The sequence below is a fragment of the Streptomyces sp. NPDC051561 genome (assembly GCF_044454195.1).
Taxonomy (GTDB): domain Bacteria; phylum Actinomycetota; class Actinomycetes; order Streptomycetales; family Streptomycetaceae; genus Streptomyces.
Window position 1 is genome coordinate 383,841 of sequence record NZ_JBITDM010000003.1, and the last position, 25,671, is coordinate 409,511.

At 72.2% G+C, this 25,671-nt stretch carries 23 protein-coding genes and 1 pseudogene; 11 read left to right on the forward strand and 13 right to left on the reverse strand.

Translation table 11 applies throughout. From position 1 onward, the window contains the following. Nucleotides 1-41 precede the first annotated feature (41 nt). The gene (locus tag ACIA73_RS09860; protein ID WP_399437831.1) at nucleotides 42-659 is read left to right on the forward strand and encodes a bifunctional 4-hydroxy-2-oxoglutarate aldolase/2-dehydro-3-deoxy-phosphogluconate aldolase; all 618 of its coding nucleotides are present in this window, start codon (nucleotides 42-44) and stop codon (nucleotides 657-659) included. A gap of 105 nt (nucleotides 660-764) precedes the next feature. Here the strand turns inward: ACIA73_RS09860 and ACIA73_RS09865 are convergent, their stop codons facing one another. Genes ACIA73_RS09865 through ACIA73_RS09880 form a run of 4 tightly spaced genes read right to left on the reverse strand, consistent with a single transcriptional unit; the run spans nucleotide 765 to nucleotide 4,754 of the window. Then, nucleotides 765-2,054, reverse strand: a complete 1,290-nt coding sequence (locus ACIA73_RS09865; RefSeq protein WP_399437832.1) for a bifunctional RNase H/acid phosphatase — start codon at nucleotides 2,052-2,054, stop codon at nucleotides 765-767. Nucleotides 2,055-2,060: 6 nt separating this feature from the next. Next, on the reverse strand, nucleotides 2,061-2,804 hold the full coding sequence (locus ACIA73_RS09870; protein WP_399438046.1) for a zinc ribbon domain-containing protein: 744 nt from the start codon (nucleotides 2,802-2,804) through the stop codon (nucleotides 2,061-2,063). Further along, complete coding sequence (locus tag ACIA73_RS09875) at nucleotides 2,801-3,643, reverse strand: Nif3-like dinuclear metal center hexameric protein (RefSeq protein WP_399437833.1); 843 nt, start codon at nucleotides 3,641-3,643, stop codon at nucleotides 2,801-2,803. The genes ACIA73_RS09870 and ACIA73_RS09875 overlap by 4 nt, the downstream gene beginning before the upstream one ends. A 55-nt stretch (nucleotides 3,644-3,698) precedes the next feature. Beyond that, nucleotides 3,699-4,754 (reverse strand): ABC transporter substrate-binding protein, encoded by a 1,056-nt coding sequence (locus tag ACIA73_RS09880; RefSeq protein ID WP_399437834.1) that lies wholly within the window; start codon nucleotides 4,752-4,754, stop codon nucleotides 3,699-3,701. Between the two features lie 241 nt (nucleotides 4,755-4,995). Here ACIA73_RS09880 and ACIA73_RS09885 point away from each other — a divergent pair. Next, a pseudogene (locus tag ACIA73_RS09885) lies at nucleotides 4,996-6,004 on the forward strand (hypothetical protein); the annotation flags it as partial. 880 nt (nucleotides 6,005-6,884) lie between these two features. On the opposite strand, the gene ACIA73_RS09890 reads toward ACIA73_RS09885, so the two are convergent. The 3 genes from ACIA73_RS09890 to ACIA73_RS09900 form a co-directional block, all read right to left on the reverse strand. Next, on the reverse strand, nucleotides 6,885-7,829 hold the full coding sequence (locus tag ACIA73_RS09890; RefSeq protein ID WP_399437835.1) for a 3-oxoacyl-ACP reductase: 945 nt from the start codon (nucleotides 7,827-7,829) through the stop codon (nucleotides 6,885-6,887). 71 nt (nucleotides 7,830-7,900) lie between these two features. Then, a complete protein-coding gene (locus ACIA73_RS09895; protein ID WP_399437836.1) occupies nucleotides 7,901-8,977 on the reverse strand; it encodes an alcohol dehydrogenase catalytic domain-containing protein in 1,077 nt (358 codons plus the stop codon). Nucleotides 8,978-9,114: 137 nt separating this feature from the next. Next, nucleotides 9,115-9,972 carry a MaoC/PaaZ C-terminal domain-containing protein gene (locus tag ACIA73_RS09900; protein WP_399437837.1) on the reverse strand — a complete coding sequence of 286 codons (858 nt, stop codon included), beginning with the start codon at nucleotides 9,970-9,972 and terminating at the stop codon, nucleotides 9,115-9,117. A 313-nt stretch (nucleotides 9,973-10,285) separates the two neighbouring features. Between ACIA73_RS09900 and ACIA73_RS09905 the strand changes: the two genes are divergently transcribed. The 5 genes from ACIA73_RS09905 to ACIA73_RS09925 all read left to right on the forward strand — a co-directional run bounded on the left by ACIA73_RS09905 (nucleotide 10,286) and on the right by ACIA73_RS09925 (nucleotide 14,572). Beyond that, the gene (locus tag ACIA73_RS09905; protein ID WP_399437838.1) at nucleotides 10,286-11,272 is read left to right on the forward strand and encodes an ATP-binding cassette domain-containing protein; all 987 of its coding nucleotides are present in this window, start codon (nucleotides 10,286-10,288) and stop codon (nucleotides 11,270-11,272) included. Next, complete coding sequence (locus ACIA73_RS09910) at nucleotides 11,272-12,000, forward strand: ABC transporter permease (protein WP_399437839.1); 729 nt, start codon at nucleotides 11,272-11,274, stop codon at nucleotides 11,998-12,000. Before ACIA73_RS09905 ends, ACIA73_RS09910 begins: the two co-directional genes overlap by 1 nt. Before the next feature lie 64 nt (nucleotides 12,001-12,064). Then, nucleotides 12,065-13,288 (forward strand): sensor histidine kinase, encoded by a 1,224-nt coding sequence (locus tag ACIA73_RS09915; RefSeq protein ID WP_399437840.1) that lies wholly within the window; start codon nucleotides 12,065-12,067, stop codon nucleotides 13,286-13,288. Then, nucleotides 13,285-13,890, forward strand: a complete 606-nt coding sequence (locus ACIA73_RS09920) for a response regulator (RefSeq protein ID WP_399437841.1) — start codon at nucleotides 13,285-13,287, stop codon at nucleotides 13,888-13,890. Before ACIA73_RS09915 ends, ACIA73_RS09920 begins: the two co-directional genes overlap by 4 nt. A 445-nt stretch (nucleotides 13,891-14,335) precedes the next feature. After that, nucleotides 14,336-14,572, forward strand: a complete 237-nt coding sequence (locus ACIA73_RS09925; protein WP_399437842.1) for a hypothetical protein — start codon at nucleotides 14,336-14,338, stop codon at nucleotides 14,570-14,572. 18 nt (nucleotides 14,573-14,590) lie between these two features. Here the strand turns inward: ACIA73_RS09925 and ACIA73_RS09930 are convergent, their stop codons facing one another. The 6 genes from ACIA73_RS09930 to ACIA73_RS09955 all read right to left on the reverse strand — a co-directional run bounded on the left by ACIA73_RS09930 (nucleotide 14,591) and on the right by ACIA73_RS09955 (nucleotide 21,347). Then, the gene (locus ACIA73_RS09930; RefSeq protein WP_399437844.1) at nucleotides 14,591-15,217 is read right to left on the reverse strand and encodes a 1,4-alpha-glucan branching protein; all 627 of its coding nucleotides are present in this window, start codon (nucleotides 15,215-15,217) and stop codon (nucleotides 14,591-14,593) included. A 67-nt stretch (nucleotides 15,218-15,284) separates the two neighbouring features. Next, nucleotides 15,285-16,214 carry a carbohydrate kinase gene (locus ACIA73_RS09935; RefSeq protein ID WP_399437845.1) on the reverse strand — a complete coding sequence of 310 codons (930 nt, stop codon included), beginning with the start codon at nucleotides 16,212-16,214 and terminating at the stop codon, nucleotides 15,285-15,287. Next, on the reverse strand, nucleotides 16,211-17,710 hold the full coding sequence (locus ACIA73_RS09940) for an MFS transporter (protein WP_399437846.1): 1,500 nt from the start codon (nucleotides 17,708-17,710) through the stop codon (nucleotides 16,211-16,213). Before ACIA73_RS09940 ends, ACIA73_RS09935 begins: the two co-directional genes overlap by 4 nt. A gap of 62 nt (nucleotides 17,711-17,772) precedes the next feature. Further along, nucleotides 17,773-18,963, reverse strand: a complete 1,191-nt coding sequence (locus ACIA73_RS09945; protein ID WP_399437847.1) for a lipid-transfer protein — start codon at nucleotides 18,961-18,963, stop codon at nucleotides 17,773-17,775. 14 nt (nucleotides 18,964-18,977) lie between these two features. Next, nucleotides 18,978-21,131 (reverse strand): acyl-CoA dehydrogenase, encoded by a 2,154-nt coding sequence (locus ACIA73_RS09950; RefSeq protein ID WP_399437848.1) that lies wholly within the window; start codon nucleotides 21,129-21,131, stop codon nucleotides 18,978-18,980. Between the two features lie 39 nt (nucleotides 21,132-21,170). After that, nucleotides 21,171-21,347: a hypothetical protein gene (locus ACIA73_RS09955; protein WP_399437849.1), complete on the reverse strand. Its 177-nt coding sequence runs from the start codon at nucleotides 21,345-21,347 to the stop codon at nucleotides 21,171-21,173. A 260-nt stretch (nucleotides 21,348-21,607) separates the two neighbouring features. Here ACIA73_RS09955 and ACIA73_RS09960 point away from each other — a divergent pair, with 260 nt between their 5' ends. From ACIA73_RS09960 to ACIA73_RS09975, 4 genes are all read left to right on the forward strand, one after another. Next, nucleotides 21,608-22,270 (forward strand): class I SAM-dependent methyltransferase, encoded by a 663-nt coding sequence (locus ACIA73_RS09960; protein ID WP_399437850.1) that lies wholly within the window; start codon nucleotides 21,608-21,610, stop codon nucleotides 22,268-22,270. A gap of 9 nt (nucleotides 22,271-22,279) precedes the next feature. Further along, the gene (locus ACIA73_RS09965; protein WP_399437851.1) at nucleotides 22,280-23,281 is read left to right on the forward strand and encodes an N-acetylmuramoyl-L-alanine amidase; all 1,002 of its coding nucleotides are present in this window, start codon (nucleotides 22,280-22,282) and stop codon (nucleotides 23,279-23,281) included. A 282-nt stretch (nucleotides 23,282-23,563) separates the two neighbouring features. After that, nucleotides 23,564-24,427, forward strand: coding sequence for a hypothetical protein (locus ACIA73_RS09970; protein WP_399437852.1), 864 nt, complete (start codon nucleotides 23,564-23,566; stop codon nucleotides 24,425-24,427). Between the two features lie 238 nt (nucleotides 24,428-24,665). Further along, complete coding sequence (locus tag ACIA73_RS09975; protein WP_399437853.1) at nucleotides 24,666-25,670, forward strand: LLM class F420-dependent oxidoreductase; 1,005 nt, start codon at nucleotides 24,666-24,668, stop codon at nucleotides 25,668-25,670. Nucleotide 25,671: the final 1 nt, after the last annotated feature.

Below are 25,671 nucleotides of genomic sequence, written 5' to 3' on the forward strand. Positions count from 1 at the left end.
CACTCGTTGTGCATACTGCACCCACCCGGCAGGATGGCCTCATGCCTTCCTCCCTCCTCTCCCTCGCTCCCGTGATCCCCGTAGTCGTCATCAAGGACGTCACGCACGCGGTCCCGCTGGCCCGTGCCCTGGTGGCCGGCGGGCTGCCCGCCATCGAGGTGACTCTGCGGACCCCCGCCGCGCTGGACGCGATCCGCGCGATCGCCGCCGAGGTGCCGGAGGCGGTCGTGGGTGCCGGGACCGTGATATCCCCCGCCGGGGTGGCCGATTCCGTGGCGGCCGGGGCGCGGTTCCTGGTGAGCCCGGGGTGGACGGACACCCTGCTGGCGGCGATGCGGGAGTCCGGCGTGCCGTTCCTGCCCGGAGTGTCGACCACCTCCGAGGTCGTCGCCCTCCTCGAACGCGGCGTCACCGAGATGAAGTTCTTCCCCGCCGAGGCCGCCGGCGGCACCGCCTACCTCAAGTCGCTGTCCGGGCCGCTCCCCCAGGCCCGTTTCTGCCCGACCGGCGGCATCTCCCTCGCCTCCGCCCCCTCCTACCTCTCGCTCCCCAACGTCGGCTGCGTGGGCGGCACATGGATGCTCCCGGCGGACGCCCTGGCCACGCAGGACTGGGCCCGGGTGGAGACGCTGGCCCGCGAGGCGGCGGGGCTGCGCTGAGCCCGCGCAAGCTCAGGAACGCCGACCCCCCGTACGCCCGGAAACGAGAGGAAGCCCCGGTCCGCGAAGGACCGGGGCTTCCTCGTGCGCGCGGAACGAACCCGCTCAAGCCAGATGCGAGGTGTCGTTCAGCAACCGCACCGAAGCGTTGCCGTCCGCGTAGTAGGCGACGGCCGACAGCGACGCCGCCGACAACTCCATCCGGAACAGCGACGCGGGCGGCGCACCCAGCGCGAGGCGCACCAGCGTCTTCACCGGAGTGACGTGCGTGACGACCAGCACCGTTCGGCCCGCGTACTTCTCGGTCAGCCGGTCCCGCGCCGCGGCCACCCGCTCGGCCACCACCGCGAAGCTCTCGCCGCCCCCGGTCGGGGACGCGTCCGGCGAGTCCAGCCAGGCGTCGAGGTCCTCGGCGTAACGCTCCTTGACCTCACCGAACGTCAGCCCCTCCCAGGCGCCGAAGTCCGTCTCGCGCAGGTCCTCCTCGACCTGCACGGGCAGCCCGAGCCGCTGCGCGACCGCGTCCGCCGTCTCGCGGCAGCGCAGCAGGGGCGAGGAGACGATGGCCTGGACGGTGCCGCGTGCGGCGAGCGAGGCGGCGACCGCCTGCGCCTGCTTGTGGCCGACCGCCGAGAGCATCGGGTCCGATCCGCCGCTGCCGGAGAAGCGCTTCTCCGGGGTCAGCAGGGTCTCGCCGTGCCGGAGCAGTACCAGGGTGGCGGCCTCGCCGAGATCGGCGGCGACTCCCCAGCCGACAGTGGGAGTTGACGGAGCCTCAGCGGCGGGGGCGAGGTCCTCGTCGAGCGGGAACAGACCGTCGTCGACGGCCGTCGAGGAGCGTGCCCCCGCCAGCGCCGCCCGGGCCCGGGCCGCACCCGCGGTGGCGTCCCCGACCACCCGGGGCTGCTCCGGAACGGCGGCGACTGGCCCGGAACGTACGGCGGTCGAGCCCGAGGGCTCCCACTGCTTGCCCTTCTTGCCCGCGTCCATCGCCTCGTTCGCGAGCCGGTCCGCGTGCTTGTTCTTCTCGCGCGGGATCCACTCGTAGCGGACCTGGGCGCGCGGCAGGATCGTCGCGGCCTCGGCGGCGAGCGGCTTCATGTCGGGGTGCTTGATCTTCCAGCGGCCCGACATCTGCTCGACGACCAGCTTGGAGTCCATCCGGACGTGCACCCGGGCATCCGGGAAGAGGTCCCTGGCGGCCTTCAGCCCGGCGATCAGGCCCTTGTACTCGGCGACGTTGTTCGTGGCGACGCCGATGTACTCGGCGGCCTCCGCGAGGGTCTCGCCGGTCTGCGGGTCGAGGACGACCGCGCCGTAGCCGGCGGGCCCCGGGTTGCCCCGGGAGCCGCCGTCGGCCTCCACGACCAGACTGCGAACGGTGCCGGTTGTCATCGCTGTCTACAGCCCCGAGTCGGACGTACGGACCAGGATGCGGCGGCAGTTCTCGCAGCGCAGCACCGTGTCCGGCGCGGCGGCGCGGACCTCCATCACCTCGGTGATGTTGAGCTCCAGCTGGCAGCCCTCGCAGCGGCGCTGGTACAGGCGGGCGGCGCCGACACCACCGGACTGGGTGCGCAGCTTCTCGTACAGCTTGACCAGGTCGGCGGGGACCGAGGCGACCACCAGTGCGCGGTCCTTGGAGACCTTGTCGATCTCCGCGTCCAGCTCGGCGGTGGCGGCGTCCCGGCGGGCGGTCGCGTCGTCGGTCCTGGCCTGGACGGAGTCGACCCGGCCCTTGAGTTCGCCCGCGCGCTCCTGGGCGGACTCGCGGCGCTCCATGACCTCCAGGACGACGTCCTCCAGGTCACCCTGGCGCTTGGCCAGCGAGACGATCTCCTTCTGGAGGTTCTCCAGGTCCTTCGGGGAGGTGATCGCCCCGGAGTCCAGCCGCTGCTGGTTGCGGGCGGCGCGCTGGCGGACCTGGTCGACGTCGCTCTCGGCCTTGGTCTGCTCGCGGGCGGTGTCGGACTCCTCCGTGGTCGCGGCGACGAGCAGGTCGCGCAGCTGGGTGAGGTCCTTGGTGAGCGACTCGATCTCGGCGTGCTCGGGCAGCGAGCTGCGCTTGTGGTCGAGCTGGGACAGCCGTACGTCGAGGGCCTGGACGTCGAGAAGTCGGATCTGGTCGGCGGGCGCGGCGTTCAGTTGGGGGCTCCAGGAGAAGAGAAGTGGGATGTCCAGGGGTCGGTGACCGTCCGCGAGACATGGACGCGGAGGTTCCACCCCTCGCGGTCGGAGATCGTTTCGAGTTGCGCCGCCGCCTGCTCGCACCAGGGCCACTCGGTGGCCCAGTGAGCGGCGTCGATCAGCGCGGGGGCCGGGGCGGTCTCACGGGCCTCGGAGACCGGGTGGTGGCGCAGGTCGGCGGTCAGGAACGCGTCCACGCCCGCCGCCCGGACCTGCGCAAAGAGGCTGTCACCGGATCCGCCGCTGACGGCGACGGTACGTACGGTGGCGTCGGGGTCGCCCGCGAAGCGGATGCCCTGCGCGGTGGCGGGCAGCCGTGCGGCGGCGCGCGCGGCGAACTCGCGCACGGTCTGCGGGTGGTCGAGCTCACAGATCCGGCCGAGCCCGCGCCGCCCGTGCGGATCGCTCGCATCCGGTACCAGCGGGCGTACGACGCGGAGGTCCAGCGCGGCCGCGAGGGCGTCCGAGACGCCGGGGTCGGCGGTGTCGGCGTTGGTGTGCGCGACGTGCAGCGCGACGTCGTTCCTGATCAGGGTGTGGATCACGCGGCCCTTGAAGTGGGTGGCCGCGACCGTCGTCGTACCGCGCAGGTACAGCGGGTGGTGGGTGACGATCAGGCCGGCGCCCAGCTTCAGCGCCTCGTCCGCGATCTCCTGGACCGGGTCGACCGCGAACAGGACCCGGTTCACCTCGGTGTCCGGATCGCCACAGACCGTACCCACGGCGTCCCAGCTCTCGGCCCGCTCGGGGGGCCAGAGGGCGTCGAGTGCGGCGATGACTTCAGACAGACGGGGCACGGAGGCAAGGCTACCTGCCGTCCGTGCCCCTCCGGCCTGGCCGGGGACTCCCGGACTACTTCACCAGGAAGCCGCGGAGGTCGGCGAGGACCTCGTCCGCGGCGGCGGTGCCCAGACCGAGGTACCAGGTCTCGTCCGGGACGTCCTTGGCCCGGCCCTCGCGCACCGCGTCCAGCTTGTTCCAGAGCGGGTTGGCCTCGGCCTTGTCGCGCTTGGTGGCCTTGGCGTCGCCGTACACCCCGGTGAAGATCCAGTCGGCCGCCGCCTCGTCGATCTTCTCCGGGCTGACCTCCGCCGCGAGGTCGTTGACCTGCTGGTTCTTGGGGCGGGGCAGGCCGGCGTCGTCGAGGATGGTGCCGATGAAGGAGGCCCTGGCGTAGAGCCGGGTCTTCTCCGGCATGTAGCGCAGCATGGTGATCACCGGCTTCTTGCCGCCGTGCGCCGCGGCGACATCGGTGCCGAGCTGCTTGGCCTTCTTCTCGTACGCGGCGAGCTGGGCGTCGGCCTCCGCGCTCTTGTCGAGGGCGGCCGCGTTCAGCCTGAGGTTCTCCTGCCAGGTGAAGCCGGGCCGGATGGAGAAGACCGTCGGGGCGATCTCGGAGAGCAGCTTGTACTGCTTCTCGGCGCGCAGCTTGCTGCCCAGGATGAGGTCGGGCTTGAGGGCGAGGATCGCCTCCATGTTGAGGCTGTTGACGGTGCCGACGCTCTTCGGCGCCCCGGCGCCCTTCTTCCTCAGGTACTCGGGCAGCGCCTGCGAGCCCTCGGAGGGCGCCCAGCCGACGGGCTTCATGCCCAGCGACACGACGTTGTCCAGCTCGCCCACATCGAGCACCACGACCCGCTTGGGCGCGGCCTTCAGCTCGGTGCTCCCCATGGCGTGCTTGACGGTCCTCGGGAACTGCCCCGGCTTGGCGTCGGTGCCCAGCCGCGCGGTCTTCTCCGCGGCGCTGCCGAAGTCCTTGCCGCCCTGGGCGACCGACTTGCCGCCGTCGGACTTCTTCTCACCCTCGTTCGCTCCGTCCCCGCCCCCGCAGGCGGACAGGACGAGCGCGGCGGCGACCGCGAGGGTGACGGCGGCAGTGCCGCGACGGCGTATGAGGGACGACGACATGGGAGGACTCGCTTCCGGCACAGCGCTCAGGGCAACCAGCGCTTATCAAATACTTAGGCGAACCTAACCTTAAGGGCAGCCGCAGCCGCCCCTGATCCGCACCCCCGGTCCCCCCCTGAGCACACCCACCCCTCCCCTTTCGCTGGAATGACCGGACGCTCACCCTTATGTGTGAAGTGGCCTGACTCTGTTGTCGTACGCGAAAAGTGAAAACTAGCGTCGCGGGCGGAGGTGACGGTTCATGACTGCCTGTGCCATCGAGACCGCCCCGGAGGGCGGTGCGGTGCGGCGCCCCGTATTCACGATCGCCGCGGACGGTTCGTACGCCGCTCGGCTGGCCGGCAGCGGGGAGGCGTGGTTCCCGGAGCGCTGGACGCTGGACGGCCCCGAGCCGTACGCGGTGCCGCTCCCCGCGGACCAGCCCGAGGAGCCCGGCACCGAGGTGCTGCCGCTGACCGACGGGCGGGTGCTGATCCACCGCGAGACGTCTGGCCGGCACCTCTTCTCCCTGCTGTACCCGACGGGCCCCGCGACGGGGGAACTCCCGCTGGGAGCAGTCGAGTTCACCCAAGGGCCGCTGACCCTGCTGCCCCCCGCCCCGGACGGCACGTCCGCGTACGCGCTCGCCGTCGGTCCGCACTCGACCGCGCTGTGGCTGGTCGCCGGGGGCGCCTTCGGGCCCGAGCACGTGGCGGAGGTACGGGGCCGCTGCACCGGGGGCGTCTGGCTGGACGGCGCCGGGCGGATGCTGGCGCTGGACCGGGAGTCGGAGGGCGGCGTGGTCAAGTCCGTCGCCGTGGACCTGGAGCGCGGCGGTGAGGTGACCCCGCTCCTCCAGATCGCCGAGTCCAGCAACGACCGGCTGCTGCTCGCCGACGCGGACAGCGGACTGATCGTGATCCGCTCGGACGCGCCGGGCGAGGACCGGCTGGGGTGGGGCGTGCTCGGCTCCACCCGCCCGGTCCGCTTCCCGGATTCCCTGCGGGTCGGGGACTGCGCGCTCACCCCCTTCGCGTCCCAGCCGGGGCAGGTGCTGACGCCGGAGTCCTGCGCGGTGGCGGTACGGATCGACCGGCCGGCCGGGTCCGGGGCCCCCTCCGCGAGCTGGGTCGGCACCTGGCGCCCCACCGACGGCAGGCTGCACCAACTGGCCGCCCCCAACGGGTGGTTGACGGGCTCGGGGCTCTGGACGCGGGACGGCGTGCTGCGGCTGCCGTTCGTGACGGCCGAGGTGCCGTGCGGGGTGGCTCAGGCGTGTGTGCCGTCGACGGAGGAGGAAGAGGCTTCTTCCCCCGCGCACGGGGCTTCTTCTGCCGCGCACGGGGCTTCTTCTGCGATGGACGGGGCCTTTTCCGCCGTGCGGGAGGAGGTGCCGGCGCCACCTGACGGGCGCACCGGGGACACCGCGGCCGGCTGGAGGCCCGTACCTCTTCAACAGGCCACGTTGACCGGCCGGTTGCACCGCATCGGCAGCCGTCCGGCACCGGCCTGGGCCCCTGCTCCGGAGGCGCCGGACGTGCCGGACGTGCCGGACCTGCCGGACGTGCCGCAGGACACCGTGCCGGCCCCCACACCGCTCACCCAGGTGACCCGAATCACGCCCCCCACTCCCGCTCCAAAGCCGCCCGCCTTCACCTCCTTCCCCACCAGCACCCCTCTCCCCTCCGCGCACGCCGCCGCCCCGGAAATGGTGCGGATGACCGTCGCGATACGGGTCCCGGTGCCCGTCCCCACCCTTCTCGGGGGCGCGACAAACCCGCTGAACCACATCCGTCCCGGCGGTTAGACTCGCGGGCCCGGGGGCAGGCGGACCTGGGCGTACGTATGTAAGCGATTTGTTGACGGGGTGACTTCCCACATGTCCGAGACCCTCACCGAGCAGGCTCCGACCCAGGCCCGACCGCAGACCACGGTCCCGGCTCAGGGCGGACCCGTCGGCCCCGGAAAGCATCGGGGTCACGCGGCCCCGGCGGAGGAGCCGACCGCTCCGGCACACGGGCGCCACCGGCGGGACGCGTAACCGGCGCCGCACCACGAGCGACGGCGAGGCCGGGTCCGCGAAGGGAGACACCCCCTCCGCGGACCCGGCCTCGTCGTATGTGCGACCCCGCCGCGCTCCTGGTGCGAGGGCTATCCGTGCTTCAGCCCCAGCACCTCACCCGCGCCGAAGGTCTCCCCTTCCGGCCGCCCCGCGAAGAACCCGCCCAGTGCCTCGTCCAGTTCCTCGTACGAGAAGACGTCCTTGGCCGTGTCGAACTTGGCGGCGACCTTGGGGCGTTCCATGACGGCCACCATTCCCCCGTGCACGACCAGGAGTTGACCGTTGGCCCGGGCGGCGGCCGGTGAGGCCAGATAGCCGACCAGCGGGGCCACGTGCTCGGGCGAGAGCGGGTCGAGCTGGTCGGGGGCGCTCGGCTCCTGGTAGCCCGCGAAGACGTCCTCCGTCATACGGGTGCGGGCGCGCGGGCAGATCGCGTTGGCCGTGACGCCGTACTTGCCGAGGGCCATGGCGGTGGAGGTGGTGAGGCCGACGATGCCGCCCTTGGCGGCCGCGTAGTTGGGCTGGCCCGCCGATCCGGCCAGGTACGCCTCCGAGGAGGTGTTGATCACCCGCCCGTAGACGGGGCCGCCCGCCGCCTTGGAGCGTGCGCGCCAGTGGACGGAGGCGAAGTGGGTGGTGTTGAAGTGGCCCTTGAGGTGGACCCGGATGACCGTGTCCCACTCCTGCTCGCTCATCGAGAAGATCATCCGGTCACGCAGGATGCCCGCGTTGTTGACCAGGATGTCGAGCTTGCCGAACTCGCTGATGGCGAGTTCGACCAGCTCACGGGCCTGCTCGAAGTCGGCGACGTCGCCCTGGTGGGCGACCGCCCCGCCGCCCGCCGCCCGGATCTCCTGCGCAACCGACTCGGCGGGGGTGGCGGAGGCGTCGCCGGAACCGTCGCGTCCCGGCTGCCCGAAGTCGTTGACGACGACGCACGCGCCGAGCCTGGCGAGTTCCAGGGCTTCGGCGCGGCCCAGGCCACGGCCCGCGCCGGTGACGATCGCGGACAGTCCTTCGAGCGGCAGGGACATCACACAGCTCCTTCAAGGTCAGAGGAGAGGAGGGAAGAGGGGGGCGGGGCCGGCGGGAGTGGGAGGTGGGATCAGAGGGCGATGGAGGTACGCAGGGCCACGCCCGTGCGCATCTGCTCCAACGCCTCGTTGATCTCGGCCAGTTGGACCCGGTGGGTGATCATCGATTCGAGGTCGATGCGGCCCGCCCGCCAGAGCGCGACGGCCCGCTCGTACGCACGCAGGACGTCCCCGCCGCCGTACATCGAGGGCAGGATCCGCTTCTCGTCGAAGAACAGCTCGAACATGTTGACCTGGAAGTGGTCGTCCATCGCGCCCGCGCCGACGACGCAGAGGGTGCCGCCGCGCCGGGTGGTCTCGTAGGCGATGCGGGCGGTGGCGGACTTGCCGACGACCTCGAAGACGTAGTCGAAGCCCTCACCGGCGGTGATCCGCTGTTTGGCGTCGGCGAGCCCGTCCGGCGAGACGGCCTCGGTGGCGCCGAAGCGCAGGGCCGCCTCGCGGCGGGAGGCGACCGGGTCGACGGCGACGACCTGGGCCGCGCCCTGCACCCGGGCGCCCTGGATCGCGGAGATGCCGACGCCCCCGCAGCCGATGACGACGACCGAGGAACCGGCCTCCACCTGGGCGGTGTTGATGGCGGCGCCGAGCCCGGTGGTGACCCCGCAGCCGATCAGCGCGGCGATCTCGAAGGGGACGTCGTCGGGGATCGGCACCGCGCAGCCGGCGTCGACCACGACCTCCTCGGTGAAGGTGCCGGTGCCGGCGAAGCCGAAGACATCGCCGCCCGGGCGCTTGAAGTTGGGGGTGCCGGCGTTCATGAACCCGGCGAGACACAGGTGGGTCTGGCCGCGCTTGCAGGCGGCGCAGCTGCCGCAGGCGGGCAGCCAGCACACCAGCACCCGGTCCCCCGCCGAGAGGCCGGTGACGCCGTCGCCGACGTCCATGATCTCGCCCGCGCCCTCGTGGCCCGGGATGAAGGGAGCGGGCTGCGGGAGTACGCCGCTCATCGCCGAGACGTCGGAGTGGCACAGGCCCGTCGCCCGTACCCGGATCCTGACCTTTCCGGGGCCGAAGCCCACCGCTTCGACGTCGTCGTGGACTTCGAGCTTGTCCTGGCCTATCTCGTGCAGTACGGCTGCGCGCATGGCATGACTCCCCTCACGGGTTCACGAGGTGCGGACTGTGCTTCTGTACGGGTGCTCGGGATGCGGGGCGCTCGGGATGCGGGGCGCTCGGCTTGCGGGCGCTCGGACTACGGGAGCCTGGGCCGGGCGTGTCCGGCCTACGCCCGGTGCTCGACCACGGTGTCCGCGAGGACCGGCGCGTCCTCGCGCTCGACGGCCGTCACCACCACCTGGATTCGCCCCTGCTGGGTCCACATCCGGATGCGGAGGGTCTCCCCGGGGAAGACGATCCCGGCGAAGCGGGTGCGGTACGAGGTCACCCGGCCCACCTCCCCGCCGAGCACCGTGTCGACGACCGCCTTGAGCGTCATGCCGTACGAGCACAGCCCGTGCAGGATCGGCTTGTCGAAGCCCGCCAGCTTCGCGAACTCGGGGTCGGCGTGCAGGGGGTTGAAGTCGCCGGAGAGCCGGTAGAGCAGCGCCTGCTCCTCGCGGATGGGCCGCTCGACGGTGAACGCCGGTTCTCGGGACGGCACTTCGAGACGTTCGGAGGGCCCTCGTTCACCGCCGAAGCCGCCCTCTCCCCGGACGAAGATGGAGGAGTCGCTGGTCCACAGCGGGCCGTCGGCGTCCGAGGTCTCGGAGCGCAGCACGATCACGGCCGCCTTGCCCTTGTCGTACACGGCGCTGACGGTGGAGGTCTGGGTGGCCTCGCCGGTGACCGGGATCGGGCGGTGGACCCGCACACTCTGCCCGCCGTGGAGGACGGCGGCGAGGTCGATCTCGATGCCGGGTGCGGCGAGGCCGCCCATCGCGGCCATGCCCGCGCCCGCGACGGTGGCGAAGCTGGGCAGTACGTGCAGCCGGGATTCGAGGGTGTAGCGCAGTTCGCCGGGGTCGGTGGCGGGGATGCCCGCGCCGAGGCCCAGGTGGTAGAGCTGGACGTCCTTGTGGCCCCAGGAAATGGGGGAGGTCCGGGGGTCGGCAGCGAGTGCCTTCGCGACATCAATGGGCATGGGCGCAAAGCTCCTTGAACGTCCCTGGGTGGGCTGGCGACGGGAGACCCCGGCGCGGCCGTCCGCACCGTCGGCCACGCCGGGGTCGTACGGGACCGGCCCGTCGCACGCCCCACTTCTAGAACGCGTTCTAGGCCGATGGCCCCATGTATAACGCACCCCGCCCGGGTTGGGAAGACGATGCGTGACGATCCGTCAGGTAAACCGCCGGGCGCCCGTCGTCCCGCGCGGCCACCACCCGTGACATTTGTACTGGTGCACCCAGTACATGCCGCGCTACCGGCCAACTCCCCAGCTCCGTAGCGTTTTCAGCATGAGCCACACACCCGAGGACCACACCCAGGACGAACCGCCGGCAGTCCGTTTCACCGCCGCCACCAAGGCCTACGGCCAGGTGCGCGCCGTGGACGGCATCGACCTCGTCCTGCGCCCCGGCGAGAGGGTCGCCCTGCTCGGCCGCAACGGCGCGGGCAAGTCCACCGCTCTGGGCCTGCTGCTCGGCCTGGACGACCCCGACACCGGCAGCGTCCACCTCTTCGGCGGCGCCCCCGCGACGGCCGTACAGGCGGGCCGGGTCGGCGCGATGCTCCAGGACGGGCGGCCGATCCCCCGGGTGACGGTCCGCGAGCTGGTCACCTTCGTCTCGAAGACGTACCCCTCGCCGATGCCCGTCGACGAGGCGCTGGACCTGGCGGGGATACGGGAGTTCGGGCCGCGTCGCGCCGACAGGCTCTCCGGCGGGCAGATCCAGCGGGTCCGGTTCGCCATCGCGCTGGTCGGCAACCCGGAGCTGATCGTGCTGGACGAGCCCACCGCCGCCCTGGACGTGGAGGCGCGCCGCGCCCTGTGGGAGTCGACGCGGCGGTACGCGGCCCGGGGCAACACCGTGCTGTTCTCCACCCACTACCTCACCGAGGCGGACGAGAACGCGGACCGCATCGTCGTCATCGACCGGGGCCGGATCGTCGCCGACGGCAGCAGCGAGCGGCTCAAGCGCCGCGCGGGCGGCAATCTGGTCTCCTTCGACCTGGCGGGCCGCCCGACCGAGGGCCTGGGCCAACTGCCCGGTGTCAGCGAGGCCGAGGTCCGGGGCGACCGGGCCCGGCTCCGTACCGACGACTCGGACGCCACCGTGATCGCCCTCGCGGAACTGGGCGCGATACGCGGCCTGGAAGTCACCCGGGCCACCCTGGAGGACGCCTTCCTCCAGCTCACCGACCCGAACGGCGCCGACTCGCGGGACACCGGCCCGGACGCCGCCACCATCGACGCCACCGCCCTCGTGAAGGAGAACGTGTGATGGCCCTCGTCTGGGACTACGTCGCCCTGGAGACCCGGCGCACCCTGCGCGACACCGGATTCGTGATCTTCGGCATCGGGATGCCGGTGCTGATGTACCTGCTGTTCACCAACATCGGCGACGGCGCCGACGCCCGGTGGAAGACCGCCTCCATGGTCGGCATGGCCGCCTACGGCGCGATGGGTGCGGCGATGTCCGCGGGCACCGGGGTCGCCGAGGACAAGGCGCTCGGCTGGCTGCGTCAGCTGAGGATCACCCCGATGACCCCGGCACAGGTGGTGGTGGGCCGGGCGCTGACCGCGTCCGTGGTCGTGCTCCCCGCGATTCTGGCGGTGCTCGCGGTGGGCGGGCTGCTGGGCGGGATCCGGCTGGCCGCCTGGCAGTGGGGGCTGCTGGCCGCGCTGCTCTGGCTGGGCTCGCTGCCCTTCACCCTGCTGGGCCTCGGCAACGGCTACCGGCTGTCCGCGCAGAGCACGGGCGTGGTGAACGTGGGCTGCAACCTGGGGCTGTCGATCCTGGGCGGGCTGTGGTTCCCGACCCAGTTCTTCCCCGGCTGGCTCCAGGGCATCGCGACGTACACCCCGACCAAGGCGATCTCCGAGCTGGGCACCTCGACCGGGCTGGGCGGCGCGCCCGGTCTGCTGTCCCTGACGGTTCTCACCGGCTGGCTGCTGGCCTTCGGCTCGTACGCTGTGCTGTCGTACCGCAAGGCCGCGCGGACGGCCTGAGGGCCTGCGCCCGATCAGGATCCGGACATCGGTGAACAGCGGACCGCAACCCAGAGGTGGCACGGTGAAGAACAACGCTCTGACACGGGCCTGGCGCACCCGGCGGCAGCCCGGTGACGGTGCCCCGGACACCCACCGGTCCGAACGCATGGGCCCGCCCAACGGCTTCGCCCTGCTGCCCTGGCTGCTGATGGGCATGGGCGCCTTCTCCCACCTCTTCCAGGGCAAGACCGACAACCCCTGGATCGGCGCGGTCTTCCTCCTCGCCTTCAACTCCCTCTACATCTACGTGGTGTTCCGCGCCTTCCACCCACGTTCCCGGGAGGCCCGCAGCACCAGGCTCGCGCTCGTCGGCCTCGGCCTGATGACCGGTTTCGTGTCCGGCTGGTACGGCGGCCCCTGGCTGCTGTTCTGGCCGCTGCTCGCTCTGGCCACCGGCGCCGTGATCCGGGGCCCCAAGGTCGGCCGGGCGATGCTGGTGCTGGCCGCGCTGGCGGGTGCGATCGCCTGGTGGCGGGACGGCTGGGGCGCGATCAACGTCGCGTACGGAACCCTGATCTCCGGTCTGGTCACCTCCGCCATCCTGACCCTCGCCGACACGGTCAAGGAACTCCGCGAGACCCGTCAGGAGCTGGCCCGTACCGCCGTCGAGAAGGAACGCCTCCGCTTCTCCCGCGACCTGCACGACCTGCTCGGCCACACCCTCTCGGTGATCGTGGTGAAGTCCGAGGCCGCCCGCCGGCTGGCCCCCACCCATCTGGACGCGGCCCTCGCCCAGGTCAACGACATCGAATCGGTCGGCCGCCAGGCCCTCACCGAGATCCGCGAGGCCGTCACCGGCTACCGCGAGGGCAGTCTCACCACCGAGCTGGACGGCGCCCGGTCGGCCCTCACCGCCGCCGGGATCACCCCCTCGGTACGCCAGTCGGGCCCACCCCTGGAACCCCAGCCGTCGGCTCTCCTCGGCTGGGTGGTCCGCGAGGCGGTCACCAATGTCGTACGGCACGCCGACGCCGCGACCCACTGCACGATCACGGTGAAGGGCGCCCCCGACCGGGTCCTGCTGGAGATCGCGGACGACGGCCGCGACGTACGATCCGAACAGGACGGATCCAGGACGGGCAGCACCTCGGCCCCCACCCTCGTGCGTACCGGCACCGGACTCAAGGGCCTCACCGAACGCCTCGCGGCGGCCGGCGGCTCCCTCACCGCGGGCCCGGGACCGCGCGGCGGCTTCCTGGTGAAGGCCGAACTGCCGGTCGACACACAGCTGGAGCTGACCAAATGATCCGCATCCTCCTCGCCGAGGACCAAGGCATGATGCGCGGCGCCCTCGCCCTCCTGCTCGGCCTGGAGCACGACATGGAGGTCGTCGCCCAGGTGGCCGCCGGGGACAGGATCGTCGACGCCGCCCTCGACTCCCGCCCGGACGTCGCCCTCCTCGACATCGAACTCCCCGGCATGACCGGCCTGGACGCGGCGGCCCTGCTCCGCACCGAGACCCCCGACTGCAAGGTCATGATCCTCACCACCTTCGGCCGCCCCGGCTACCTGCGTCGCGCCATGGACGCCGGCGCGGTCGGCTTCCTGGTCAAGGACGGCCCGGTCGAGGAACTCGCCGCCGCCGTCCGCCGCGTCCTCACCGGCGAAACCGTCATCGACCCGGCCCTCGCGGTCGCCGCCCTCAGCTCCGGCCCCAGCCCCCTGACGGCCCGCGAGTGCGACGTCCTGAACGCGGCGGTGGACGGCGCGACCGTCGCCGACATCGCGGCCAAGCTGCATCTCTCGGAGTCCACGATCCGCAACTACCTGTCCTCCGCCATCGGCAAGACAGGCACCCGCAACCGCATGGAGGCGGTACGCGCGGCACGGCAGCAGGGGTGGCTGTAGCGCCGCCCGCCCCGCTCCCCCAGACTGCCCCCATGTCCGACACCCCCCAAGGCGGCCTGCGCCTCACCCCCGCCGAGATCGACGCCCGCTGGGCAGCCCCCTGGTCCCTGGAGCGGATCGTCGGCCGCCTCCGGGGAATCGAGGTGCCCTGGTACGTCGCCGGAGGCTGGGCACTCGAAATGTTCTGGCGCCAGGTGAGCGCGCCCGGGGAAGCACCGGGCCGGCCGCACGGCGACGTCGAAGTCGCGGTCCCGGAAGGGCGGTTCGGGGACGTACGCGCCCGGTTCGCCGACCTCGCGTGCGACACGGCGGGCTCCGGGCTGGTCTGGCAGGACGCCTCCGAGGAGGTCCTCGCCACCACCCATCAGTCCTGGATGCGCGATGCGGCGACCGGCCAGTACCGGCTGGACATCTTCCGCGAACCCCACGAAGGGGCGCTGTGGGTGTGCCGGCGCGACCCGGGAATCCGCCGGCCGTACACCGAAGCCATCCGGCACACGGCATCCCCTACCTGGCACCGGAGTGGGGCCTGCTCTTCAAGGCGAAGGCGGCCCGCCCGAAGGACCGGGCGGACTTCGGCATCACGCTGCCGCTGCTGTCCGGCACGCAGCGCAGCACCCTGGCGGACCTGCTGGCCCGGGTGCACCCCGGCCACCCCTGGCTGGCGGCGCTCCGAGGCTGAGAGCCTGAGGCCGGCGCCTCAGGCGTGCAGTGTGGCGAAGACCGTGTCCGTGGCGCTGCCGTCCGGCAGTACCAGGGGGCCGACGAGCCGGCCGAGGGCGTCCGCCGGGAGTGCGGCGGGCAGGGTACGCGCCAGCCGTAGTACCGGCCCGCCGGGCAGCCGGATCCCGGTGCCGTCGGCCGAGTCCGAGGTGCTGAACTCCCCCGTCTCCAGGGCGCCTTCACCCTCGTACGCGCGTGTGAACCCCTTCGCGGCCGTGTCACTCACGCTCTGCTCCTGCACCTCGGCCCGCCCCTCGATCGCGGCGAGCAGCTGCGCGACGGCGACCGGGTCGTACCCCGCGTCGTACATCCAGCGCTTGCCCAGCTCGCCGTGCTCCATCGTCCCGACGAGGGCGTGCTCCGGTGCGCCGGCCAGGGGTGCGCCCCGGTAGGTGACGGGCACCAGGTACACCACGGTCCCCTCGGCGATCACATGGAACTCGATGCCGACCTCGCCCGCCGGGTCGTCCAGCCGGAAACCGCGGCCCGGGGTCAGCTCCGGTGCGGTGGCGGACCTTTGGTACCAGGGCCGGGTGGGCAGCCAGGCGGAGAGCAGCTCGCGCTTGGTCGGCTTGAGGGTGGTGTGGGAGTAGATGTGCGCCATGCCGGGGTACTCCTCCGGGGATCAGGGATCGGGGGTGGTACTGACCTGCCCACTCTGTCACCCGTGGTCACTCCCCTGCCGTCACCCCCTCCTCCAACTCCCCTACGCAGGGCGGCTCCGCGCCCGCCCGTGAGCAGGTGACCGCCGCCGCCCGCGCCGCGAACCGGAGGATCTCCCGCCACTCCTGCCCGCTCACCCCGTCCAGCGCCCCGGCCCCCAGAAGTTTTCGCTCCCCCAGCGCGTGCAGCAGCGCCGCGTTGACCGTGTCCCCCGCCCCGATGGTGTCGATGACCTCGGCCTTCTCCCCGGCCACCGACCACTCCCCTCCCCCACGCGTGTACACGCTCAGCCCGTCCCCGCCCCGCGTGAGCACCACCGCCCCGGGCCCGGCCGCCAGCCACCCCCGCACATCGGCCCCGAGCCACTGCGCGTCCTCCTCGCTCAGCTTCAGCAGGGAGACCGACGGCAGCCACCTCCAGAACCGCTCCCGGTAGGCCGCCGGATCCTCGATCAGTCCGGCCCGGATGTTCGGATCCAGCAGCACGAACACCCCCCGCCCGGCCTCCCGCCGCATCAGCGCCTCGTACGCGCTCGCCCCCGGCTCCAGCACCAGCGAGCAGGTACCGACCGCCAACGCCTCCACCGCGTCCGGCAGTTGGGGCGGCAGGACGAAGAGCCGGTCGGCGCTCCCGTTCACATAGAAGGTGTACGAGGCGGAGCCGGTCGCATCGAGTGCGGCGAGCGCGAGCGTGGTGGGCTCGGGGCCGCGCTGCACCAGCTCGGTGCGCACACCCTCCTCGCCGAGGCGCGCCACCAGCGATGTACCGAAGGCGTCCGTGGACACCCGGGAGCAGAAGGAGACCTCCGCGCCGAGCCGGCCCAGCGCGACGGCCGTGTTGTACGGACCGCCGCCCCGGGCGGGCAGCAGCGGTGCCAGGGCGTCGCCGCCGGACTGCGGGACCAGGTCGATCAGAGCCTCACCGGCGACGACGATCACGGGGTGATTCCTTCCGAGGGGGGTGTCGGGGCGGTACGGGTGCCTTGGTCGCAGACCTTCCGCTCCCCCCTCGGCAGCCACACCAGCGCCAGCAGCACGCCTGCCAGGATGACCCCGGCGCCGATCCGGAACGCCAGCGCGTATCCCGCCGTGAGCGACTCCGGGTCCGTGCCGCCGTTGGTGCGGGCGGCGGCGAAGGTGGAGAGGACCGCGAGACCCAGCGCGCCGCCCATGGTGCGGGAGGTGTTGATGAGGCCGGAGACGAGGCCCGCGTCGCCGGGGGCCGCGCCGGAGGTGGCGAGGGCGGCGAGGGGGGTGGAGGAGAGGCCGGCGCCGAGCATCATCAGGATGCCGGGGAAGAGGATCGCGGTGGCGTAGCTGCCGTGGGCGGGCATGGTCGACTGCCAGGCGAAGCCGGTCGCGGCGATCAGGCTGCCGAGGATGACCAGGTTGCGGGCGCCGATGACGGTCATCAGGCGAGGAGCCAGTTTGGAGCCGGTGACGATGGCGAGGGAACTGGGGACCAGGGCCAGGCCGGCGCCGAGCGGGGTGTAGCCGAGCACGTTCTGGGCGTACAGGGTCATGAAGAACCACATGCAGAACATGGCCGAGCCGTTGATGAACATGGCCGCGTTGGCCGCCGACACCGAGCGGACCCGGAAGAGCTTCAGGGGCATCAGCGGGGCCCGGGTGCGGGATTCGACCAGCAGGAAGAGGGCGAGGAGGAGCAGGCCGCCGCCCAGCGGGACGAGGGTGGCGGGCGCCGTCCAGCCCGCTTCCTCGGTCTGCACGATGCCGTACGCCAGGGTGGCGAGGCCGGCGGTGGCCAGGACCGCGCCGGGCAGGTCGAGGCGGCGGCCCTCGCGGGCGTGGCTCTCGGTGAGGAGGAAGAAGGCCCCGGTCAGGACGAGCGCGCCGACGGGCACGTTGATCAGGAGGGTCCAGCGCCAGGAGAGGGTGTCGGTGAGCAGGCCGCCGACGAAGCCGCCCGCCGCGCCGCCGCCCGCGCCGACCGCCGACCAGGTGCCGATCGCGCGGGCGCGGGCCGGGCCCTCGGGGACGGCGGAGGTGAGCAGGGTGAGGGTGGCGGGGGCCAGGATCGCGGCGCCCAGGCCCTGGACGGCGCGGGCCGCGAGGAGCTGCCAGCCCTCCTGGGCGAGGCCGCCGGCGAGGGAGGCGGCGGTGAAGACGGCGAGGCCGGTGAGGAAGGCGCGCTTGCGGCCGTAGATGTCGGCGGCCCGGCCGCCGAGCAGCATGAAACCGGCGAAGGCGATGGAGTAGGCGTTGAGCACCCATTGCAGGCCGGTGGCGGAGAGGCCCAGGTCGGCGCGCATGGAGGGGAGGGCCACGTTCACCACGGACACGTCGAGGACGACCAGGAACTGTCCGGCGCAGGCCGCGAGGACCACCGCCCAGGTGTGAACGGGGCGGCGGCCGGACGGCGGGGATATGCGGCTGTCGGTGGCGACGGGGACTTCGTGGACCATGCCTGTCATGGTCGCAGGTGCCGGGTGCCCCGTACATCCGCGTTTCGGCGCACGGGCACCCGACCCACGCCCTAGGACTTGCGGAGGAGGGTCACCACGGCCGCCCCGCCCAGCCCGATGTTGTGCGCCAGAGCCACCCGTGCGCCGGGCACCTGCCGCTCCCCCGCCTGGCCGCGGAGCTGCCAGGTCAGCTCGGCGGCCTGGGCGAGACCGGTGGCGCCGAGCGGGTGACCCTTGGAGATCAGGCCGCCGGACGGGTTGACCACCCAGCGCCCCCCGTACGTCGTCGCGCCGGACTCGACGAGCTTGCCGGACTCCCCGTCGGGGCACATGCCCAGTGCCTCGTAGGTCAGCAGTTCGTTGATGGAGAAGCAGTCGTGGAGTTCGATGACGTCGAGGTCGTCGACGCCGAGGCCGGACGCCGCGTACACCTGGCGGGCCGCCTCTCGTGACATCGGTTTGCCGACGACGTCGATGCAGGAGCCGGACGCGAAGGATTCCTCGGTGTCGGTGGTCATGGCCTGCGCGGCGATCTCGACGGCCTTGTCGTGCAGGCCGTGCTCGACGACGAACCGTTCCGACACGACGACGGCAGCGGCCGCCCCGTCCGAGGTCGGCGAGCACTGGAGTTTGGTGAGGGGGCGGTGGATGGTCTTGGCGGCGAGGATCTCGTCCACCGTGTACGGGTCCTGGAACTGGGCGTACGGATTGTGCCGCGAGTGCCGGTGGTTCTTCGCGCCGACCGCCGCGAGCTGCGCTGTGGTCGTCCCGTACCGCTCCATGTGTTCGCGGGCGGCGTCGCCGAATATCTGCGCGGTGGGCGGGGTCATCTCGAAGCCGTGCTTGGCGGCCATGATCCCGTAGTGGCGGGCGACGGGCGAGGTGGCGAAGTCGCCGCCGTCGCTCCCGCCGCCCAGAGCCCCGCGTTTCATCTTCTCGAAACCGAGCGCCAGCACACAGTCGGCCAGGCCCCCTTCGACGAACTGACGGGCCATCATCAGCGCCGTCGAGCCGGTCGCACAGTTGTTGTTGACGTTGTAGACGGGGATGCCGGTCAGGCCGAGTTCGTACGCCGCCCGCTGGCCGGCCGTGGACGCCTGGAAGCAGTAGCCGACCGGCACCTGCTGGACCTGCCCGTACTCCACTCCCGCATCGGCCAGCGCGGCCGAGCCCGCCTCCTTGGCCATGTCCCAGTACTGCCAGTCACGCGATTCGGGCTTCTCGAACCTGGTCATGCCGACACCGACGATGTACGCCTTCACGGACGTGTCTCCATTCAGTCGCGCGGGAGGCCGAGGATGCGCTCGGCGACGACATTGAGCTGTACCTGGGTGGTGCCGCCCGCGATGGTCAGACAGCGGGACATCAGGAAGCCGTGCACCGCACGCTCCCCGGGACCCTCCCTCAACGCCCCTTGCGGGCCGAGGAGTTCGAGGGCGAGTTCGGCGATCCGCTGCTGGTGCGGGGTCTGTACGAGCTTGCGCACGCTCGCCCCGGCGCCCGCCTCCAGGCCGTCCACCCGCTGGAGGGTGGTGCGCAGCGAGATACAGGCGAGGGCGTGGGCCTCGGCGGCGAGAGCGCCGATCCGGGCCCTGGTGGCGCCGTCGAGGTCGGGGCACCTGGCGATCAGCGCCTCCAGACCGGTGTCGAAGGCGACCTGGTCGGCCATGTGGACGCGCTCGTTGCCGAGGGTGTTGCGGGCGACCTTCCAGCCGCCCGTCTCCTCCCCCACCAGGGCGTCCGCGGGCAGCACCACGTCGTCGAAGAAGACCTCGTTGAAGAGCGAGTCCCCGGTGATCTCCTTCAGCGGGCGGATGTCGATGCCCGGGGTGTTCTTCATGTCGACGAGGAAGTAGCCGAGCCCCTGGTGCTTGGTGGGCGCCGCGGGGTCGGTGCGGGCGAGCAGGATGCCGTGGTCGGACCACTGGGCGGCCGAGGTCCACACCTTCTGCCCGTTGATCCGCCAGCGGCCGTCCTCGGTCCTCTCGGCGCGGGTGCGCAGCGAGGCGAGGTCGGATCCGGCGTCCGGCTCGGAGAAGAGCTGACACCACGTCATCTCACCGCGCAGGGTGGGGGGTACGAAGCGTTCCTGCTGTTCCTTCGAGCCGTGCGCGAGGAGTGAGGGGATCACCCAGGTGGAGATGCCGAGGCTGCTCAGCGTGACCCCGGCCTCGGTCAGCTCCCTCTGCACGGCGAGCTGCTGGACGGGGCCGGCGCCGAGTCCGTACGGCGGCGGGAGGTGCGGGGCCGCGTAGCCGGTCGGCGCCAGCGCCTTGCGCGCCGCCGCCGGATCCAGCCCCCGTACCCCTTCGATGGCCTTCCGGGCCTGTGCGCGGTAGGTGGCCGCCTCGTCGGGCAGTTCGGTACGCAGCTCCCGCCGCGCCCCGGCCGCGGCCAGCCGGACCGCCCGCAGCCGGTGACCGTCGCCCGTCCCGAGCAGCTGCCGTGCCACCAGGGCCCGCCGCAGGTAGAGATGTGCGTCGTGCTCCCAGGTGAAGCCGATCCCGCCCAGGATCTGGATGCAGTCCTTGGCGCACGACCACGCCGCGTCCAGGGCCACCCCCGCGGCGAGCGCCGCCGTCAGTCCCCGCACCTCGGCCGCCTCGTCCACGGCGTTCGCCGCGTCCCACACCAGCGCCCGCGCCTGCTCCACCCGTACCAGCATGTCGGCACAGAGGTGCTTCACCGCCTGGAACTGCCCGATCGGCCGGCCGAACTGCTCACGGGTCCTGGCATGCGAGGTCGCCGCGTCCAGCGCCCAGCCCGCGACCCCGCACGCCTCGGCGGCGTACAGCACGGCGCTCACATCGCCCACCTGGGCGGTGCTGAGGTCGAGCTCGCGCCCGCCGGGCACCTGCACCCCCGAGGCGGTCACCTCGGCGGTGGGCCGGGTCGGGTCGGCCGACTCCTGGATACGTATCTCCAGGTCACCGCCGTCCACCGCCAGCCACACCGTGCCGTGTGCCGCCTCGGCGGCGAGCAGCACGAACTCCGAGTCCGGGGTGGCGCCGAGGACCGGCGGCGCGGTGCCGTCGAGGACGTACCCCCCGCCCTCCACCGCGACGGCGGTGAGGGTGCCGGGGCCGGTCGCGACCGCGGCGACCGGGTAGTTGTAGGAGCGGCTCGCCAGTCCGCCCCGGTGCAGCAGATCCACCGCGAGCACACTCGGCACGAACGGCCCCGGCAGCGCCCCCCTGCCCGTCTCCTCCAGCACCACGGCCAGATCGAGCAGCGTCCCGCCTCCCCCGCCGGGAAGGTGCAGGTCCAGCAGCTCCATGGCGATCGCCGAGTGCCAGTACCCGGGCAGCCTGCCCTCCGCCACCTCCCCGTCCAGCAGCTTGCGCACCTCCTGCGGCGGGGCCACCTGCGCGACCCACCCCCGCACCGACTCGGCCAACTCCCGGTGCTCACGCGTGATTCCGATGCCCATGGCCGTGCAGACTAGAACACGTTCCAATCTGACGGAAGGTCAGATGCAGGGCGGGTTACGCGGGGATCCCGCCACCGGGGGCGCGGCGGGATCCCGGGACGGCGGCACCAGCAGCCGGACCGGCTCCTGCTGCCCCCGCCGCCGCAACAGCACCACCACCGGACCGGCCACCGCGCCGATGACCGCTCCGGTCACCACGAAAGCCCACTTGCTCATCTCGACCCCACTTCCACAGTCACCCCGAAAGACACCCCGAAGAGAAAGACCCCCCGAAAGGCACGGCACGGGTGCGGTACACGCACGGGAATCACGAAGTCCAGGTGCCCCCGGGCTCCCGGTTGAATCCCGCACCCCTGCCGCCGGCGCCCCCGCCACGTCGGCCCCGCCGGGCCACCCCACCGGGCCACCCCGCCCGCCGCCCCGGCCACCCCCGTACGCGACCATGTCCCCAGCCCGTACCTCACGAGGAGACCGCCATGCCCGCCGCCGCACCCAAGCCCGCCACCCTCGCCGCCTTCGAGGCCGCCAAGGGCTTCATGCCGCTCGGTGAGGGCCTCGCCCTGTACGCCGCCGCCGCCGAGGCGGCCGCCTCGCTGCACCTCCCGCTTCTTGAGGTGGGGACGTACTGCGGGCGCTCCACCCTGCTGCTCGCCGACGCCGCCCGTGAGGCCGGAGTGACGGCCGTGACCGTGGACCACCACCGGGGCAGTGAGGAGCAGCAGCCGGGGTGGGAGTACCACGACCCGACGACCGTGGACACGGAGCTCGGGGTGATGGACACCCTGCCGACGTTCCGCCGGACCCTGCACAGGGCCGGCCTGGAGGAGCACGTCCTCGCCCTCGTCGGCCGCTCCCCGCAGGCCGCCCGCCTCTGGAACAGCCCCCTCGCCCTGGTCTTCATCGACGGCGGGCACACCGACGAGCACGCGAACGGGGACTACGAGGGCTGGGCCCCGCACGTCTCCCCCGGCGGCCTCCTGGTCATCCACGACGTGTTCCCGGACCCGGCGGACGGCGGACAGGCCCCGTACCGCGTGTACCTCCGCGCACTGGCGTCCGGCGCGTTCACCGAGGTCTCGGTGAGTGACTCGCTGCGCGTCCTGCGGCGTACCGGCTCGGGGATCCTGGGAGCCGAATAGCATCGCCCTGTGTCGTACGACGGTCAGTACCCCCACGCAAACCCGCCCGAGCCCGAGTTCGGGCAGCCCCCGCGCCGAGGGCGTGGCAACGCGCTCATCGTGGTGGCGGCCCTGGTGCCGACCGCCCTGGCGGGCTGGCTGGTCTGGCAGGCGATGAGCGGCCCGGAGGGCGGTGAGCCGCCCAAGGTGCTGCCGCTGCCCGGACGGACGACGGCGGCCACCAAGGCGCCCACCCAGGACGCCAAGCCGAGCCCGGAGCGGACCAGGAGCACGAGTCCGGCTCCCGGGACGAGCCGGGGCACGACCCCCGGTCCGACCGCCCCCCGCCCGGCCGCCGGTCCCCTCTCCGGTCGTACCGTCGTCGTCGACCCCGGCCACAATCCCGGTAATTTCCGGCACACCAGCGAAATCAATCGCCAGGTGAACATCGGAACCAACCGCAAGGAATGTGACACCACGGGTACCGCGAGCAATGCCGGTTACACCGAGGCGGAATTCACCCTCGATGTCTCGCGCCGCCTGAAAGCACTTCTCGAAAAGCAGGGCGCAACCGTCCAATTCACCCACAACGCCGACCGCCCGTTCGGCCCCTGCATCGACGAGAGGGCACGAATCGGCAACGAAGCGGACGCGGACGCCGTGATCTCGATCCACGCGGACGGCTCGTCCGCCGGTCACCGCGGTTTCCATGTGATCCTGCCCGCACGGGTGAACTCCGGCGGCGCGGACACCTCTTCGATCGTCGGCCCGTCACGCGACCTGGGCGAACACATCGTGGGCAACTTCGTGCGAGTCACGGGTGACGCACCGGCCAACTATCTGGGCGGGCGGACCGGGTTGGTGGTCCGCAGCGACCTCGGCGGGCTCAACCTGTCGACCGTGCCGAAGGTGTTCATCGAGTGCGGAAACATGCGGGATTCGAAGGACATCGCCCTGCTCTCCAGCGCCAGTTGGCGGCAGAAAGCGGCCCAGGGCATGGCCGACGGCATCAGCGGGTTCCTGAACGGGTAGGGCTGCTGCGTTACGTCCGGATCGTCGCACCGGCCGGAGCACTGCGGCTGGTTACCGTCCGGCAACCATGGGGACGACCCGCGCGATCGGACGATACATTCATCCGTACGATGGGGAGCCACCCCCGAGCTTCGCACCTGTTCCGGCGAGCATGGCGAGCAAGCACTGCTCGCGAAAGGCGCTTCGCCCAGAACTGCTTCGCCCAGAACTGCTTCGCCCAGAACCGCTTACATCGGTGCAGCGACAGCCGCCCCGAAGATGACGACTGATAAAGGACTTTACGTGAACATCCGCTCCCTCACACGAGGTGATGGCGTGGTGATCGGAGCAGCGGTGGTGCTGTTCATCGCCTCGTTCCTCAGCCTGGTCGACACCCCCGAATGCAGCGGTCAGTTCTGCCCCAACACCTCCACCATCAACGCCTGGGACACTCTCGGGCTGCTGATGAGCATGTTCCTGGCCGGGATCATCGCCGCGGTGCTGATCATCGTGGCGCGCGGGCTGCCGACGCCGCGCAAGGTGGCCGGGCTCGACCTCCTCCAGTTCGGCATCGCCTTCGCGGTCTTCTCCGCCTGGACGGCGTTCTGGAACATCGTCGACGGCGGCAGCGCCGGCGCGGGCATGATCCTCGGCCTCATCGCCACCCTGGCGCTGGCGGCGGGCGCGGTCGCCACCCCGCTGGTCCCGGCTCTCCAGGCCCCGCTGATGGGTGCCCCGAAGCCGGCCGTCGGCCCGTACGGCGCGCAGCCGGGCCAGAGCGGTCAGCCGGGTGCCGGTTACGGCTACCCGGGTGCCCAGCAGCCGTCGTTCGGCGGCCAGCCGGCCCCCGGTGGCTACGGCTACCCGGGCGGCGCCACCCAGGCCCCCGCCGCCGGTCAGGCACCGGCCGCCGGTCAGCCCTCGCAGGGCGGCCAGGGCGCTCCTGAGCCGGCTCCGGCGGACGCCTCCGGGTTCGCCCCGTTCTGGTTCGCCGTTCCGGTCGCCCGCCCGCTGTACCCGGAGGACGGTGCGCCGACCCCGATCGCCGAACTGGCGCCCGGCACCTGGTACTTGGCGGTGGACCAGCGCGGTCCCGGCCTGATCGCACAGACCCAGGACGGCCGTCGCGGCCTGCTCCAGGACACCACGGGGATCCAGCGCGGCTGATGCCTCCCCCGCTCGCACCGACGACGGCCCTCGCCTCCCCCACCGGGGAAGCGGGGGCCGTCGTCACGTCCGGGGCCGGTCCGGGGCGGGGGGCGGTACGGGTGGGGCCGGTCCGGGGCGGGGCCGGGGCCGCTCTTGTCCGGCGCGGCCCGGCGACGTACAGTCCCTGACGCGTCTCCTGACGCCCCATCAGATACGTCACGGACGGTTCGCGGATTCGTCAACGGGAGGCCCCGGTATGCGACTTGGACTCGCGCTCGGCTACTGGGGACGCGGCCCCGACCCCGGCTCGCTGGCACTCGTACAGGAGGCGGAGCGTCTCGGGTACGACTCGGTGTGGACTTCCGAGGCCTGGGGCAGCGACGCCTTCACACCGCTGACCTGGTACGCCGCCCACACCAGCCGGATCAGGCTGGGTACCGCCATCGTGCAGATGGCGGCCCGTACGCCGACCGCGACGGCCATGCACGCGCTGACCCTGGACCACCTGTCCGGCGGCCGGATGATGCTCGGGCTCGGACTCTCCGGGCCACAGGTGGTGGAGGGGTGGTACGGGCGGCCGTTTCCGCGCAGCCCGCTGACCGCGACCAGGGAATACGTCGACGTGGTGCGCCAAGTACTACGGCGTGAGGGCCCGGTGGAGCTGGACGGGCGCTTCCACTCGCACCCGTACCGCGGTGAGGACGCCTTTGGCATCGGCAAGCCGCTGAAGCCGATCGTGCACCCGCTGCGAGCCGACCTGCCCCTCCTGCTCGGCGCCGAGGGCCCCAAGAACATCGCCCAGACCACCCGCATCGCGGACGGCTGGCTGCCGCTGTACTGGTCACCGACGCGCCCGGACGTCTATCAACTCGGCTCACTCCCCACGGACTTCATGGTCGCCCCGATGGCCCGCGCACATGTCTGCGACGACGTGTCGCAGGGGCTGCTGCCGGTGAAAGCGATGCTCGGCTTCTACATCGGCGGGATGGGGCACGCGGCGAAGAACTTCCACGCGGACCTGATGGCGCGGATGGGGTACGAGGCCGAGGCCCGCCGCATCCAGGAGCTGTTCCTCGCCGGGCGCAAGGAGGAGGCGGTACTGGCCGTGCCGGACGCGTTCGCCGACGAGATCTCACTGGTCGGCCCGCGTCAACGGATAGCGGAACGACTGGAGTTGTGGCGCAAGGGCCCGGTGACCGACCTGCTGGTCACCGCACCGGACCCGCACACCCTGCGCGTACTGGCGGAGCTCAATACGTAGT

Bases quoted from the DNA above. Each gene is read 5' to 3' on its own strand.
- ACIA73_RS09860 (WP_399437831.1), top strand. From the start codon at position 42: ATGCCTTCCTCCCTCCTCTCCCTCGCTCCCGTGATCCCCGTAGTCGTC.
- ACIA73_RS09865 (WP_399437832.1), bottom strand. From the start codon at position 2,054: ATGACAACCGGCACCGTTCGCAGTCTGGTCGTGGAGGCCGACGGCGGC.
- ACIA73_RS09880 (WP_399437834.1), bottom strand. From the start codon at position 4,754: ATGTCGTCGTCCCTCATACGCCGTCGCGGCACTGCCGCCGTCACCCTC.
- ACIA73_RS09890 (WP_399437835.1), bottom strand. From the start codon at position 7,829: ATGTCCCTGCCGCTCGAAGGACTGTCCGCGATCGTCACCGGCGCGGGC.
- ACIA73_RS09895 (WP_399437836.1), bottom strand. From the start codon at position 8,977: ATGCGCGCAGCCGTACTGCACGAGATAGGCCAGGACAAGCTCGAAGTC.
- ACIA73_RS09900 (WP_399437837.1), bottom strand. From the start codon at position 9,972: ATGCCCATTGATGTCGCGAAGGCACTCGCTGCCGACCCCCGGACCTCC.
- ACIA73_RS09905 (WP_399437838.1), top strand. From the start codon at position 10,286: ATGAGCCACACACCCGAGGACCACACCCAGGACGAACCGCCGGCAGTC.
- ACIA73_RS09910 (WP_399437839.1), top strand. From the start codon at position 11,272: ATGGCCCTCGTCTGGGACTACGTCGCCCTGGAGACCCGGCGCACCCTG.
- ACIA73_RS09920 (WP_399437841.1), top strand. From the start codon at position 13,285: ATGATCCGCATCCTCCTCGCCGAGGACCAAGGCATGATGCGCGGCGCC.
- ACIA73_RS09930 (WP_399437844.1), bottom strand. From the start codon at position 15,217: ATGGCGCACATCTACTCCCACACCACCCTCAAGCCGACCAAGCGCGAG.
- ACIA73_RS09940 (WP_399437846.1), bottom strand. From the start codon at position 17,710: ATGACAGGCATGGTCCACGAAGTCCCCGTCGCCACCGACAGCCGCATA.
- ACIA73_RS09950 (WP_399437848.1), bottom strand. From the start codon at position 21,131: ATGGGCATCGGAATCACGCGTGAGCACCGGGAGTTGGCCGAGTCGGTG.
- ACIA73_RS09955 (WP_399437849.1), bottom strand. From the start codon at position 21,347: ATGAGCAAGTGGGCTTTCGTGGTGACCGGAGCGGTCATCGGCGCGGTG.
- ACIA73_RS09960 (WP_399437850.1), top strand. From the start codon at position 21,608: ATGCCCGCCGCCGCACCCAAGCCCGCCACCCTCGCCGCCTTCGAGGCC.
- ACIA73_RS09975 (WP_399437853.1), top strand. From the start codon at position 24,666: ATGCGACTTGGACTCGCGCTCGGCTACTGGGGACGCGGCCCCGACCCC.